The organism is Acinetobacter johnsonii CIP 64.6 (assembly GCF_000368045.1).
Classification (GTDB): Bacteria; Pseudomonadota; Gammaproteobacteria; order Pseudomonadales; family Moraxellaceae; genus Acinetobacter; species Acinetobacter johnsonii.
This window is the reverse complement of sequence record NZ_KB849235.1, coordinates 223,649-237,275: the sequence shown is the minus strand read 5'-3', so window position 1 is coordinate 237,275 and position 13,627 is coordinate 223,649. Positions and strand designations below refer to the sequence as shown.

The 13,627-nt window shown below is 42.0% G+C and carries 14 protein-coding genes; 2 read left to right on the top strand and 12 right to left on the bottom strand.

All coding sequences use genetic code 11. From position 1 onward, the window contains the following. Window positions 1-6: 6 nt before the first annotated feature. From glnD to F986_RS06895, 4 genes are all read right to left on the bottom strand, one after another. Window positions 7-2,673, bottom strand: a complete 2,667-nt coding sequence (gene glnD / locus F986_RS06910) for a [protein-PII] uridylyltransferase (RefSeq protein ID WP_004693456.1) — start codon at window positions 2,671-2,673, stop codon at window positions 7-9. Window positions 2,674-2,701: 28 nt separating this feature from the next. Further along, window positions 2,702-3,916 (bottom strand): formate-dependent phosphoribosylglycinamide formyltransferase, encoded by a 1,215-nt coding sequence (purT, locus tag F986_RS06905; protein WP_171057605.1) that lies wholly within the window; start codon window positions 3,914-3,916, stop codon window positions 2,702-2,704. A gap of 233 nt (window positions 3,917-4,149) precedes the next feature. Next, on the bottom strand, window positions 4,150-4,497 hold the full coding sequence (gene ygaH / locus F986_RS06900; protein ID WP_004693453.1) for an L-valine transporter subunit YgaH: 348 nt from the start codon (window positions 4,495-4,497) through the stop codon (window positions 4,150-4,152). Beyond that, entirely contained in the window at window positions 4,494-5,246 is a 753-nt protein-coding gene (locus F986_RS06895) for an AzlC family ABC transporter permease (RefSeq protein WP_004693451.1), read from the bottom strand. The genes ygaH and F986_RS06895 overlap by 4 nt, the downstream gene beginning before the upstream one ends. 101 nt (window positions 5,247-5,347) lie before the next feature. Here F986_RS06895 and F986_RS06890 point away from each other — a divergent pair, with 101 nt between their 5' ends. Continuing rightward, window positions 5,348-5,830 carry a hypothetical protein gene (locus F986_RS06890; RefSeq protein ID WP_004693449.1) on the top strand — a complete coding sequence of 161 codons (483 nt, stop codon included), beginning with the start codon at window positions 5,348-5,350 and terminating at the stop codon, window positions 5,828-5,830. Window positions 5,831-6,131: 301 nt separating this feature from the next. On the opposite strand, the gene F986_RS06885 is transcribed toward F986_RS06890, so the two are convergent. Continuing rightward, on the bottom strand, window positions 6,132-6,827 hold the full coding sequence (locus F986_RS06885) for a Crp/Fnr family transcriptional regulator (RefSeq protein WP_004693447.1): 696 nt from the start codon (window positions 6,825-6,827) through the stop codon (window positions 6,132-6,134). 117 nt (window positions 6,828-6,944) lie between these two features. Here F986_RS06885 and F986_RS06880 point away from each other — a divergent pair, with 117 nt between their 5' ends. Continuing rightward, a complete protein-coding gene (locus F986_RS06880; protein ID WP_004693445.1) occupies window positions 6,945-7,484 on the top strand; it encodes an Mpo1 family 2-hydroxy fatty acid dioxygenase in 540 nt (179 codons plus the stop codon). Window positions 7,485-7,504: 20 nt separating this feature from the next. Here the strand turns inward: F986_RS06880 and F986_RS06875 are convergent, their stop codons facing one another. The 7 genes from F986_RS06875 to F986_RS06845 all read right to left on the bottom strand — a co-directional run bounded on the left by F986_RS06875 (window position 7,505) and on the right by F986_RS06845 (window position 13,614). Then, window positions 7,505-7,822: a hypothetical protein gene (locus tag F986_RS06875; protein ID WP_005399604.1), complete on the bottom strand. Its 318-nt coding sequence runs from the start codon at window positions 7,820-7,822 to the stop codon at window positions 7,505-7,507. Window positions 7,823-8,010: 188 nt separating this feature from the next. Then, a complete protein-coding gene (gene ychF / locus F986_RS06870) occupies window positions 8,011-9,102 on the bottom strand; it encodes a redox-regulated ATPase YchF (protein ID WP_004693442.1) in 1,092 nt (363 codons plus the stop codon). Window positions 9,103-9,247: 145 nt separating this feature from the next. Continuing rightward, window positions 9,248-9,958 carry a haloacid dehalogenase type II gene (locus F986_RS06865; RefSeq protein WP_004693440.1) on the bottom strand — a complete coding sequence of 237 codons (711 nt, stop codon included), beginning with the start codon at window positions 9,956-9,958 and terminating at the stop codon, window positions 9,248-9,250. A 245-nt stretch (window positions 9,959-10,203) separates the two neighbouring features. After that, on the bottom strand, window positions 10,204-10,863 hold the full coding sequence (locus F986_RS06860; RefSeq protein WP_004693438.1) for a methionine ABC transporter permease: 660 nt from the start codon (window positions 10,861-10,863) through the stop codon (window positions 10,204-10,206). Continuing rightward, the gene (locus F986_RS06855; protein WP_004693436.1) at window positions 10,844-11,914 is read right to left on the bottom strand and encodes a methionine ABC transporter ATP-binding protein; all 1,071 of its coding nucleotides are present in this window, start codon (window positions 11,912-11,914) and stop codon (window positions 10,844-10,846) included. Before F986_RS06855 ends, F986_RS06860 begins: the two co-directional genes overlap by 20 nt. An 11-nt stretch (window positions 11,915-11,925) precedes the next feature. Further along, window positions 11,926-12,762 (bottom strand): MetQ/NlpA family ABC transporter substrate-binding protein, encoded by an 837-nt coding sequence (locus F986_RS06850; RefSeq protein WP_004693433.1) that lies wholly within the window; start codon window positions 12,760-12,762, stop codon window positions 11,926-11,928. A 9-nt stretch (window positions 12,763-12,771) separates the two neighbouring features. Then, a complete protein-coding gene (locus F986_RS06845; protein ID WP_004693431.1) occupies window positions 12,772-13,614 on the bottom strand; it encodes a MetQ/NlpA family ABC transporter substrate-binding protein in 843 nt (280 codons plus the stop codon). Window positions 13,615-13,627: the final 13 nt, after the last annotated feature.

Here is a 13,627-nt window from a genome sequence, read left to right as displayed (position 1 = left end):
GTATTGTTAATGTTGACCACAGACCTGACTAGAGGCTTCATCTAAGGCTGATTTTAGTTGTGCAGCAAAAGTTTCAGCTTCGGTTTCGGTCATGGGTTGACCATCTTTTTTGGTGACAAAGAAAATATCTTCGGCACGCTCACCTAGGGTGGCAATTTTAGCAGAGTGAATATCTAGACCTTGCATCATAAACAACCCGCCTACTTTGGCAAGTAAGCCGGGATGGTCAAGTGTTGCAATTTCAACCATGTTTTGTTGCAGTGCTTCATTCAGCGTAATATCAACGGTGTTTTCAATGTCGAAATGGCGTAGCTGACGTGGGATGCGACGTTGCATGAGCCCAGGGTATTTATCTGAATTGGCTAAGGCATCTTTTAATGCTGATAGCACTTTTGCTTCACGTTCAGGGTCGGTTAGCAGCGTACCAAAACGGTCAAGAACGACATAAGTGTCTAAGCTAAATGCTTTGGTCGCGGTAATAATACGTGCATCTTGTACGTCCAAATTCATACGATCGAGAATAGCAACCGTTGTTGCAAACAGATTGGGCTGATCTTGGGTATAAATAAAGATTTGTACTGCATCTTGAGCAAATTTACGCTGTGCACGCATCAAAACAAGCGGTTCAGGGTTGTCACCGTGCTGTAAAATAGCACGTGTGTGCCAAGCAATTTCATCGGCAGATTCTTTGAGGAAATATTCATCCCCCAGTTCTTGCCAGACTTTTTCGACATCATCTAGTGCAAACTCTTCGACCAGTTGTTCGCTGGCAGAAAACTTGGTGTCCTCGATGAGCATTTGATAGTCAACAGGACGGCCTAAACCTGAACGAATCACGTCACGTGCATGGGTATAGAGCTGACGCATGAGAGAAGCACGCCACGTATTCCAAAGTGAAGGATTGGTTGCATTGATATCTGAAACAGTCAACGTATATAGATAGTCGAGATGTTCCATATCGCCCATTTTCTCAGCAAACGCTTTAACCACATCGGGGTCAGAAATATCTTTCTTTTGAGAAGTGACAGACATGAGCAAATGGTTTTGAATGAGCCATGCGACAAGGTTGCATTCACGTTCGGTAAAACCATGACTACGACAGAATTCGATCGCATCGCTTGCACCCAGCTCACTATGGTCTCCGCCACGGCCTTTAGCAATATCATGAAAAATGGCAGCCAAATAAACAATGTCACGACGTGCCAGACGTTGGAACACTGAACTGACGACAGGGAAGTCTTTGGCAAACTCAGGGTCTTTGAAACGGTTTAAGTTGCGCAGTAATAATAAAGTATGTGCATCTACGGTATAGATATGGAACAAGTCATACTGCATCAACCCCATAATCTGCCCAAATGCAGGAATATAGTTGCCTAAAACGCCATAACGTTTCATTGCCACCATGGTTTCGTATAAGCGATGCGGGGAGCGAATGATAGCCATAAACAGGGCTTGATGCGCTGGATTATCTCTGTATTTTTGGTCAATGCGTTTAGCCGCCAAAATTAACAAACGTAGCGTACGCGCGCGAATGCCTGTAATTTCAGGTCGATTGGCCAATATATAGAAAATTTCTAAAATAGCACTTGGGTTTTCAGAGAAAATCTTATGGTGTTGAACCGCTAGTTTGCCGTCGACTAGTTTAAAATTTTCATTGATTTCTTCAATGTTACGCTCATAGTTCGGTAGGCGTGGGGTAATCACAGATTCATTGAAATAAGCCAACAGCATTTCATTCAGCGTGGTGACTTGTTGAGCGCTTCGATAATAACGTTTCATGAATTGTTCAATTGGGTAATTCGGTGATTTACCTTCTTCACGCACATAGCCAAACTTTGCGGCAATGTCACGTTGATAGTCGAACAGTAAACGGTTTTCATCACGTTTAGTGAGGCGGTGTAGGTGATGACGAATTTCCCAGAGGAAGCTTTCGGCTTCTTCTAATACACCTAACTCAAACTCCGAAATGAAGCCTAAATGCACCAAGTCATAAATACGGTTGACGCGGAAATGCCGTTTAGCAATCCAACCAATTTGGTTAATGTCCCGAATGCCACCCGGCGCATTTTTAATATCGGGTTCTAGATTACTTTCCGTAAAGTTATGCTGTGCATAGCGTTTGGCCTGTTCTTCCATTTTTGCATCATAGAAGGTTTTGTCTGTCCATGTTTGTGAAACAATGCGACGTGGCCATTTGGCTAAGTGTTCATTGCCCGTAATTAAACGAGATTCGATGAGGGCGGTGGCAACAGTTAAGTCAGAGGTTGCTTGTTCAACACAGTTGGCAATGGTACGTACACTAATGCCGGGCTTGAAATTGCCGACATCCCAAAGTGAGGAAATAAAGACAGAAATGAGTTTTTCTTGTTCTTCGCTAAACTCAACCTCAGACAAGATCATGATGTCTACATCTGAGTAAGGTAGCATCTCTCGGCGACCGTAACCACCGACAGCAAATAAACTTAAGTCTGTCTGATCGAGTTTTGCATATTTCCATAGGAAAATAAGCGCTTCATCGGTCATATTTGAACGCGTTAAAATGACATCGCGGATGGATTGGCCATGATCAAAACTTTCTTGTAATTGATTTTCGACATCACTACGCCATTGATTAATCGCTTTGATGTCGTGATTGCTGCTGACATAGTTAAGCAGTGGAGAAGTATTGATCATGAACCGTATCCGTATATTTTAACAACGCTTAATTTTGATGAACGCTAACCAGTCCAGCAGCTTGTACTGCTAGTTCACGCGCTTGGTCGGTTGTTTCAGCCCGCGCTGTCGCAACGCCCATACGGCGACGTGTAAAGCCTTCTGGTTTTCCAAAAATGCGTAAATCAGTATTTGGGTTTGCCAAAGCAAGATTTAAGCCAGAAAAAGATAAGTTATTTGCATCCACACCTGCATAGATCACGGCACTCGCAGCAACGCTATGACGTGCTGTATTGACAGGCAGACCCAAAATCGCACGTGCATGTAGTTCAAATTCACTTTGGAACTGAGAGGCAAGCGTCACAAGACCTGTGTCATGTGGGCGTGGTGATACTTCACTAAACCACACTTTATCGCCTTTGACAAAGAGTTCTACACCGAAAATACCACAGCCACCCAATGCGATGGTGACTTTATTGGCAATACGCTTTGCTTCGTCAAGGGCCGCTGGTGTCATGGCTTGAGGCTGCCAGCTTTCCACATAGTCACCCGCATCTTGGCGGTGACCAATTGGGTCGCAGTACGACGTTTCAATTTCACCTGTTTCAGGGTTTTTTGAACGTACTGTTAATAGCGTAATTTCAAAATCAAAATCAATTTGAGATTCTACAATGACTGTCCCTTGATTTACACGACCACCTGTTTGAGCATATTTCCACGCAGCATCTACTTCTGAAAATTCTTTTACGCGTGATTGGCCTTTACCAGAAGAGGACATGACTGGTTTAACAAAGTTTGGATAACCAATGTCATCACATGCAGCACGGAAAGATTCTAAGGTATCTGCAAAACGGTAAGCCGATGTCGGTAAGCCCAGTTCTTCCGCAGCTAAACGACGGATGCCTTCACGGTTCATGGTTAAATTGACCGCTTTTGCAGAGGGAATGACTGTTGCAATATTATCTTGTTCGATTTCAATCAATACTTGCGTTGCAATGGCTTCAATTTCGGGAACAATTAAATTCGGCTTAACGTCCTGAATGAGTTGTTTAAGCGCAGTCGCATCTGCCATATTTAAGGTATAGGCATAGTGTGCCACTTGCATTGCAGGAGCATGATCGTAACGGTCAGCAGCATGAACTTCTACACCTAAACGTTGTAAAGAAATCACAACTTCTTTCCCAAGCTCTCCAGAACCCAATAGCAGAACTTTAAATGCTGAAGGCTGAAGTGGAGTACCAATAGTAACGCTCATGTAAATCATCCATGCTTGATTTTATGGGCTTTTAGCATAGCAGAACTCTTAAAAGTCTTCAGGGTTCATTCACATAAATTAATGATATTGTCCAACAATTTTTTTTATAAAGCTGCGCATTCCAAAGTCAAAATTTTCATGCAAAAGGATGCTCAATAAACTTTTCCAATCAAGCTTGAAATGTCTTGCACAGCTGAGCGCTTCAAATAGTAAATCAGATTTTGATGGATGCAAGATATGGGTTAAAAAGGCATAGGAATATAGGTGTAAACCAAACCATAGCTCAGTGCTGCGGTGAGTGTAGCGGGGACAATTTGCTTAAACTTGAAATAAAGTCCAGCTAATACGATAAAGCCGACTAACATGGCAAAACTTTTATTGGGTATATCTAACAGTGGTGGCAAGGTGGCAACCACGAGCATCGAACTGATCGCCGCGATACCAATCGAACCCAATGCAATCTTTAACCATAAAGCACCGCGCTTTTGTGAACCTTGTTGGAACTTTTGAATGACGAAGAATGGGCCAAAGCGTGAAGCAAAATTTGCAATACCCACTACAATGCCGACCAAGATAATTTCGATATTCATGCTTGATCTCCCATATGTTCAGGGTCTGGTTTTTTCAGTACATAGTGTTTAAACAAACCTGCAAATATACCTGAACTGATACCAATAAAAATTGCAGCAGATAAGTCAATAAAATAGCAGGCAATGGCAGATACAAGAATGGTCACAGCCACCACGAAAGTGTGTTTCTTTTCAAATGCTGCCAATAAGAAACTTAAGAACAGTGCAGGTAATAGAAAGTCTAGAGCGGCTTGTAAAAACTGGGGTAAATGACTGACTTGGTCTGCAAACATTCCACCTAGAAAAGAACCTGTAGCCCATGCGAGCCAACTAAACAGACTTAAACCGAGCATCCAAGACTCAGACCACTCTTGGCGACGTTGTGACAGTTTAATCATGCCTGAGGCAAAAACTTCGTCGGTTAGCCCCCATGACCAAATAGCGGTTTTTTTTAAGTTCAGTTTATCTTGAATTAAGTTTTGTAGCGCAGGGCCATAGAGTAAGTGACGAATATCTAGGGCAATCACAGTGAGGGCAGTCATCCAAATAGACGTGCCACTACCCAATAGTGCAACCACTAAAAACTGACTGGCCCCTGCATACATTGAGCAGGATAAAAATAAAGCTTCCCATGCACTAAAGCCAAACTGGGTTGCAGATACACCAAAGGCAAAAGAAACAGGCAGATAGGTAAAGATAATCGCTTGGCTATCCTTAGCCCCTTGCCAAAAGCCAGCAGCTTGTGCAGGAGTGGGATTAAGTTCGGACACAACACACCTTGAAGAAGACTTTATCAATAGGTCAAAATTGATTGTGTATTGTAACTGAATTCACTAGCATAGTGCCCAATTGTTTGTTGAGGCGTTTAACCATGTTGAAGCTCGAATTACGTACTTTAGGGCTGACTGCTATAATTGTAAGCAGTTTACTTTTGCAAGCTTGTGGGCAGTCAGAGCAAGCTCCTGAACAAAAAGTAGAAATTAAGGCTGCGCCAAAAATTACCAATGACGCTACGGAATATGCCCAGCGTGCTTGGGTATTTATCAATGAAGTAGATGGCTTGGTCTATAACAAGCAACTGGATCAGATTGAAGCTAAAGTCCGTCATCCTGCACGTAAACTCAGTACGGACTGGCGTATTAATGTCAAAATGACAGACTCAGTAACCGAAGGAAAATACGCCCTGTGTCGTAAAGCCTTGACCAGTTTAGAAGTGTGGGCACGTGAGACCTTAGACGGTTCATCAAGTGTTGCACAGAAACAGAGCGATTATGAACGTGATAAAGCACAATGTCGGGGCGCAATTGATAACCCAAGTTTAGGCAATACAGACCCTAAAAAAGTGGGTGTCTAAGACCGATATAGTATGACCAAAAGCGAGTTTTAAAAACTCGCTTTTTTATGGTTAGAGCTTTAATGAAAAATATAATAAAAATAGTACATTATCCCAATGCAGTAAAATATCGGAATTGAGTCGAATTTTGAGGGTTCATTTAAAAAATTAGTTGTTGCGATGTTTACATGAGCTGCCTGTCAAACACAGTGACAGCAGTCTCAAGCCGGGGAGACGAATAGCCAAGACATTAGGCCGTGTAGCCATATTTCTATACATTCCTTCTATGTGGATTGCACTCTTAAGGCGCACACTAGATTGTCTATTCTGAGCTATGTGCCATTTTATGCAGCTTTGCATGATCTAAAATTTTTATTTTTTTAAAAGCAATTGCCAGTATTCCTTGTTTTTCTAAGTTTTGAAGTTCTTGGTTAATTGTTTGGCGTGAACACATCAGCATTTGAGCCAGTTGCTCCTGTGATAAATGGATTTCATCATTTGTAATCGACAGATGGTTGCCATAACCGCTTAAAATAAACAGTAAGCGTTGAGCCAGTCGTTGACTGATATTTTGACTTTGGATTGCGATCAGTTCTAAAAAGGCGAGACGTAACTTCTGTGAAGCAAGCTGTGCAATATGAAACCAAAATTCTGGGGTGGCTTGGATAAACGCCTCAACATCGCGTTTAGGTAGATGGAGCAGGGTACTTTTTTGTATAGCAATCGCATCGTGCGAACGCGGTTGTTGATCTATTAAAGAAATTTCTCCAAACCACATAATCGGTTCAGCAATTGCTGCAACTGCTTCTTTACCTTCGATGTCGACATGACCTAAACGAATTGCGCCGTTCAAGACTGCATAGATGCCATCAAATAAATCCCCAGAGCGAAAAACAGCTTGGTCTTTTGCAACGTTAATATATTTGGCATGTTGCACAATATACTGTTGATAGGCGTGTGGTAGTTTGGCGAACCAATTGTTATTGAGTAATTGTTGTTGATGTTGAACTTCCAGCATTCCGCGTCCTTTCGTGATTGATCGAGCAACTTGTCAGGTCGACGACAACTTGATGGGCTGTTTTCCTTTAAAGTTATTCTATATCGTGATCAATATCATGCAATAAGGAAATACAGTATGAGTAAATTAGAAAAATTATTAAGTCAGTATGCAGCTTATCATCTTGATCATAAAAATATCGTGACCCACTTTGTTGGTATTCCGCTGATTGTGTTTTCAATTATGTGCTTAACCGCGAGAGCTGGCATGACTGTGGGCAGTTTTGAAATTACCTTGGCGATGGTTTTGATCTTAGCGAGTATTGTTTACTACCTGAGCTTAGATCGAATTTTTGGTGTGATCATGTTAGTGATCTATGCCATGGCTTATCCATTGGCTTATAAAATTGCACAGTTTGATTTGGGACTTTGGTTAGGTCTCAGTATTGGTATTTTTGTCGTCGGCTGGGCGTTCCAGTTTGTCGGGCATTTCTATGAGAAGAAAAAACCGGCCTTTATGGATGATGTGATTGGCCTAGCCATCGGTCCATTATTTGTTTTGGCGGAAATGGTGTTTATGCTTGGTTTTAGAAAAGACATCGAACAACGCATGTTAGATGAAGCCCGCAAACAGCGTGCTGCAATGGATAATAAACATGTCTCTGTGACATCACATTAACTGAATTTTTTTATACTGTTTTAAGATGTCTTCGCGACTTTGTGTGTATTCGGGCTTGGAGCATGAGCATCTTTATGGGACTTATTAGTCATATCATTGGCTTTCATTGAATCATGCTTGGCCATTTTATCTTGCTTCATGGCTGGATCGTGTTTGACTGTTTTGTCTTGTTTCATTGCCTGATCATGTTTCGCCACGTTCATGGTTGCGACGCACTTACCACCTTTATGATTTGCACCTGTACCACCCGACAGTGTTGTTCCTTGTGGGCATGCAAATGCTGTAGCGCTAAGCATTGTGAATAAACCTGCTGCAATAAATGTGCTGATCTTTTTCATTTTCGTTTGTTCAATGAAGGCATTAGTGCCTGTGATTAAATTAGCGATAATGTAAAAGAATAGAAGTTAGAATATTGTGTGAGATCCAAACGGATCAGGTGTTCATATGTTATTTAATGCTGTTTTTAAGCTTGGTTTAAGCTTATAAAAAACCCGATTGGTATCGGGTTTTTTATATTCGAAACGGCTTATACGTTAAAGCGGAAGTGTAGAACATCACCGTCTTGAACGATGTACGTTTTACCTTCTAAACGCCATTTACCTGCTTCTTTCGCACCTGCTTCACCGTTGTATTGAACGAAGTCGTTATAAGCAACACATTCAGCACGGATAAAGCCTTTTTCGAAGTCAGTGTGGATCACACCCGCCGCTTGTGGTGCAGTTGCACCTACTTTAACGGTCCAAGCACGAACTTCTTGTACACCCGCCGTGAAGTAAGTCTGTAAACCTAAAAGACCGTAGCCTGCGCGAATTACCACGTTTAGACCTGGTTCTTCCATGCCTAAAGCTTCAAGGAACTCAGCCCGGTCTTCATCTTCAAGCAGTGAAATTTCAGCTTCGATTTGGTTGCAAAGCGGGACTACGATTGCATTTTCTTCAGCAGCCAGTTTTTTCACAGCATCTAAATGCGGGTTGTTTTCAAAACCATCTTCTGCAACGTTTGCAATATACATGGTTGGTTTTAAAGTCATTAAACCAAAACCACGAACCAGTTTACGTTCGTCGTCATCTAGGTCAGCTGCGCGAGCAGGTTTACCTTCGTCAAGTAAAGGTAAAATTTTGTCTAAAACCGCTTTGGTTGCAAGTGCTTCTTTGTCGCCACCTTTTGCAGATTTTGCTAAACGAGTCACTGCTTTTGTCACAGTTTCTAAGTCAGCCAGTGCAAGTTCCGTGTTGATGGTTGCGATATCATCAAGCGGGTCAATTTTACCGTTAACGTGAATGACGTTTTCATCTTCAAAACAACGTACAACGTGAGCAATCGCATCCGTTTCACGAATGTTTGCGAGGAATTGGTTCCCCAAGCCTTCACCTTTAGATGCACCCGCAACTAAACCTGCAATGTCCACAAATTCCATCGTCGTTGGAATCACACGTTGAGGTTTTACAATCGCTGTTAATTTGTCTAAACGTGGATCTGGCACAGGAACGATGCCTGTGTTTGGTTCAATGGTACAGAATGGGAAGTTTTCAGCAGCAATAGCAGCTTTAGTCAATGCATTGAAAAGTGTAGATTTACCAACGTTCGGCAAGCCGACAATACCGCAATTAAAACCCATGAAATAACTCACAACGTGTTATATAAAAATTGCCAGTGATTTTACATGAAAGCCATGACAAAGTCAGGTCTCAGGGGAGAAGAATCAAAGTTGTAAATCATGTTGTGGGCAGAACTTCCTCATTTAAGCCTTATGTATGAGCCTTTTAAGCCTTTTCTTTTAATAAAGAAACCAGATTTAAGAGGTCAGTTGCATGTAGATTATTGTCTATGCAAGGACTAGAGTCTTTCAATTGAGCTGCACCATATTCAAAGGGGCGTTCAATATAAGCTGTCCGTAGTCCACAGCCACGCGCTGCGGCAAGGTCATCTTGATGGGTGGCCACCATCATCACTTGACTCGGTGCGACATTGAGAAAGTCTGAGACACCTAAATAGGTTTTGGGAGAAAGTTTGTAGGCTTTGAAATTTTCAGCAGAGAAAATAGTGTCCCAAGGCAATTTTGCGTACTTTGCCAGATCGACCAATAAGCGAATGTTGCCATTTGAAAGGGTGCAAATAATATAATCTTGTTTTAATTGATTGAGTGCTGCGACTGTATCTGGCCAAGGGTTGAGACGATGCCAAATAAAGTTTAAATCCATTTTTTGAGCTTCGGTCAGTGTGGAGATTTGATATTTCGCTAAAAGCTCATCCAAAATGAGACGGTGAATATCATCAATGGAGGTCCACGGCTGCTGACCTGACAAAACCTGATCCATTGCAGGTCGATAGCCTGCTCGCCAGTCTAATGCAAATTGGTTGGCATCAATGTTCAAGGCTAGACTTTTCACTTCTTGAACGATTGAAGAATGCCAGTCCACAACAGTTCCAAAGATGTCGAAAGCGAGTACTTTAATTTTAGGGGAATGATGCATATTGAGGTAGTTATTCTTATTTAGCTTTGAAGATACGTTATAGCTTATTCATTTCTATCTGTATATTGAGAGCTATATTTTCTATGTGAATTTCAAAGAAAAACAATGTTGATTAGACTGCTGTCATAAATCAGAAGCGATTATAAATGGGTAGTGAACTTCATATTGAAACACCCTCCTCAGAAAAAGGAGGGCTAAAAAACTTAAGTGGACAGTATAGTCTCTGCTTTATATGGGAAATGGGATTAAACCTTCCTTTTATCGAGTTGATTTGCCAGATTGTCTCCAATCGCTTGCACACACATCACCAAAATTACGAGCACGACGATCACGGCCAACATGATTTGCATATCAAAACGCTGATAACCATAACGATAGGCAATATCGCCTAAACCACCTGCACCAATGGCACCTGCAATGGCAGAGGAGTTAATCATGGTCACAATGGTCACGGTAAAACCCGCGACAATTCCTGGTAGCGCCTCAGGTAACAACACATGCCAAATGATTTGAGTACGGTTACAGCCGATGGCTTGCGCAGCCTCAATCAACCCTTGATCCACTTCGCGTAAACTGACTTCTGCAATTCGTGCAAAAAAAGGTGTTGCAGCCAAGGTTAAAGGGACAACTGCTGCCCAAACACCATAACTGGTGCCTACAATCCAACGGGTGAGTGGAATGAGGGCCACCATCAAAATCAGGAAGGGAACGGAACGAGTGATATTTACCAACCAGCCTAAACTATGGTTAATACTTTTGGAAGGATAAATGCCATGCTCAGAGGTGCTGACTAGAACCACTGCCATTGGAAGACCAATGAGCAAGGCAAAAAATGCGGATGCGCCGACCATGATTAAGGTATCGATGGTGCCTGTCAGTAATAAATCAATGAGTTGGTCGTGCATAGCCAAGGACCTCTACATGTGTCACATGCGCTTTTAGTTTTTGTAGTAGCGATTGAATTTCTAAGTCCTGTGCGGGAACAGCAATAACCAATGTTCCAATTAAATGGTTTTGGATGGTGTCGACCTGACTTTGATATAAATGCACAGTTTGTGGAAAGTGCTCCAAAATCTGTTTTAAGTCAGGGGGATGATGCGCATCTGACGTCGAGCTAATTTTGAAAATGGCATGTGTATCGAGCTGCGTAGGTTCAGCATTTAAGCGAAAAGGCAAATCGAGTTGTTCTAGATTCAGTAGTTCTTGGGTAATGCCTTGCTGGGGTTGAGAAAACACCGACCAAACTTCACCTGATTCCACAATTTTACCAGCATCGATGACCACCACCTGATCGCAGATTTCCCGAATCACTTGCATTTCATGGGTAATCAAGACAATGGTGATACCCAGCTTTTGATTAATCTCTTTGAGTAGCGACAACACTACAGAGGTGCTTTCCGGATCGAGTGCAGATGTCGCTTCATCACAGAGTAAAATTTCAGGATGGTGGACCAATGCACGAGCAATGCCCACGCGTTGCTTTTGACCACCAGACAGTTGTGATGGGTAATGTTGAGCCTTATCGCTTAACCCGACCAATTGTAAAACTTCGTTGACACGTTGTTCGATGTCTTGTTTGGGATAATTGGCCACTTTGAGAGGCAGTGCGACATTTTCGTAGACTGTTTTGGCAGACATTAAATTGAAATGCTGGAAAATCATACCAATGCGTTGGCGGAGCTGAATCAGCTCAGCATGACTCAATGCCGCCAAGTCTTGCTGATGAATATGAATATGACCTTCACTGATACGTTCTAAACCATTTAAGGTGCGGAGCAGGGAGGATTTACCTGCACCACTTTTGCCAATAATGCCAAACACTTTCCCTGTCGGGATATCGAGGTCAATATTTTTGAGTGCATGCACACTATGACCTTGTACTGCATAGTGTTTGTTTAAGTTACGAATTTTGATATGTGGAATTGAAAAATCCACATGAGAACCAAAGCTGACCATTTTTTTTCTCCTTATTTCCAGCCTTCAAACCACAGACCTTGGCCAAAATCTCGATCTAGAATTTCTTGAACGTGTTTTGAGTTTTGGAATGCTTGCACAAAAGTCGCAAGTTTTTGGTTTTGGTCTGGATAGTCTTTACGTGTCACAAATAAAATGGCGTATTTCTTGTCTATCGGGTCAAGAAAAAGGGCATGATGCGGATCTGTGACCTTGGCCATTTTTAAATAATGCGGGAAGCCAAAAATTAAATCGGCATCATTAAACGCATGGGCAGTTTGTGGGCCTTCTACTTCAATAAACTGAAGCTGTTTAGGATTGCTCACAATATCTTTTACGGTAGACAGTTCATTGTTAATGTCTTTGAGCTGAATCAAACCTGCACGATGCAGTAAAATTAGAGCACGTGCCGAGTTTACAGGGTCATTGGGGATGACCACACGTGCTTGAGTGGGTAGTGCATCTAAGGACTTATATTTTTTTGAATACAGTCCGACATGACTTCCTGTTCCTGTGGCGAATGCATGCAGATCATAATTTGTTTCGCGAATCGCATTGCGTAGAAAGACACTTTGCTGAAAAAAATTGGCATCAATATCGCCATTTTGTACGGCAACATTTGGCGCATGCCAGTCAGAGAATTCAACCAGTTTGACTTGAATGCCTTGCTTTTTTACATCGTCTGCCACGCTTTGCAGCAGTTCGGCATAAGGTGGGCTAATACCAATTGTTAAGACATCATCTTGTGTATGGCTTTTGCTATAGCGGTAACCCGCGAGAGCAAAAATTGCCACGATGATGCTTAAGCCAATCAGCCATTTTTTTCGATTTTGAGTGAAAGATTGCGTCATGGCTTATACTCACTTCCAACCAGGGAACCAAAGTTTTTCACCAATTTCACTATTCAAAGTCTGTTTAACTTTGTCAGACGTTTGATAAATCTTGATGAATTTTTCAAGTTGCGCGGCTTTCTCTGGATGTTGCTGTTGGTAGTCGTCACGCACCACAAATAAAATCGAATACAGAGTATTAGTGTTGTCATCTAAGATCAGCGCATCATTTGGGTCGATGGTTTTTGCAAGACGTAAATAATGTGGATAGCTAAATACCAAATCAGCATCATCAACGGCACGCGCAGTTTGTGGACCTTCAACTTCAATAAACTGGAGCTTTTTAGGATTGCTGACAATATCTTGCAGGTTAGATAGATGATTGTTTGGGTCTTTTAAGCTAATCAATTTAGCCTGTTGTAACAGTAAAAGCGCACGACCTTGATTCACTGGATCATTTGGAATAACTGTACGTGCATTTTCAGGAATCGCAGCAATCGAGTCATATTTTTTTGAATATAAACCGACGTGTGTGGTGACGCCTTTATCCAGTGCTTTCAGTTTAAATTGGGTTTCTTTGATGGCGTTATCTAAGAAGGGCTGATGCTGAAAATAGTTGGCATCAATATCACCATGGTTGAGCGTGATATTGGGGGTATTCCAATCCGAAAACTCGACCAGTTTGACGTTGATGCCTTGCTGTTTTGCTTCTTCCACAGCCACCTTTAACGGATTGGCAAAGGGTGGACTGATCCCAATCACCAATTCAGTGTTGCTCGATTTTTTATGATAAGACCAAGCCATCAGTGCAATGACGATGGCAGCGACAATTACCCCAATAACGGTAAATTTTGTTTTTGCAGTTTGAGCCATGATACTTCTCGTA

Bases quoted from the DNA above. Each gene is read 5' to 3' on its own strand.
- glnD (WP_004693456.1), bottom strand. From the start codon at position 2,673: ATGATCAATACTTCTCCACTGCTTAACTATGTCAGCAGCAATCACGAC.
- purT (WP_171057605.1), bottom strand. From the start codon at position 3,916: ATGATTTACATGAGCGTTACTATTGGTACTCCACTTCAGCCTTCAGCA.
- ygaH (WP_004693453.1), bottom strand. From the start codon at position 4,497: ATGAATATCGAAATTATCTTGGTCGGCATTGTAGTGGGTATTGCAAAT.
- F986_RS06890 (WP_004693449.1), top strand. From the start codon at position 5,348: ATGTTGAAGCTCGAATTACGTACTTTAGGGCTGACTGCTATAATTGTA.
- F986_RS06885 (WP_004693447.1), bottom strand. From the start codon at position 6,827: ATGCTGGAAGTTCAACATCAACAACAATTACTCAATAACAATTGGTTC.
- F986_RS06880 (WP_004693445.1), top strand. From the start codon at position 6,945: ATGAGTAAATTAGAAAAATTATTAAGTCAGTATGCAGCTTATCATCTT.
- F986_RS06875 (WP_005399604.1), bottom strand. From the start codon at position 7,822: ATGAAAAAGATCAGCACATTTATTGCAGCAGGTTTATTCACAATGCTT.
- ychF (WP_004693442.1), bottom strand. From the start codon at position 9,102: ATGGGTTTTAATTGCGGTATTGTCGGCTTGCCGAACGTTGGTAAATCT.
- F986_RS06865 (WP_004693440.1), bottom strand. From the start codon at position 9,958: ATGCATCATTCCCCTAAAATTAAAGTACTCGCTTTCGACATCTTTGGA.
- F986_RS06860 (WP_004693438.1), bottom strand. From the start codon at position 10,863: ATGCACGACCAACTCATTGATTTATTACTGACAGGCACCATCGATACC.
- F986_RS06855 (WP_004693436.1), bottom strand. From the start codon at position 11,914: ATGGTCAGCTTTGGTTCTCATGTGGATTTTTCAATTCCACATATCAAA.
- F986_RS06850 (WP_004693433.1), bottom strand. From the start codon at position 12,762: ATGACGCAATCTTTCACTCAAAATCGAAAAAAATGGCTGATTGGCTTA.
- F986_RS06845 (WP_004693431.1), bottom strand. From the start codon at position 13,614: ATGGCTCAAACTGCAAAAACAAAATTTACCGTTATTGGGGTAATTGTC.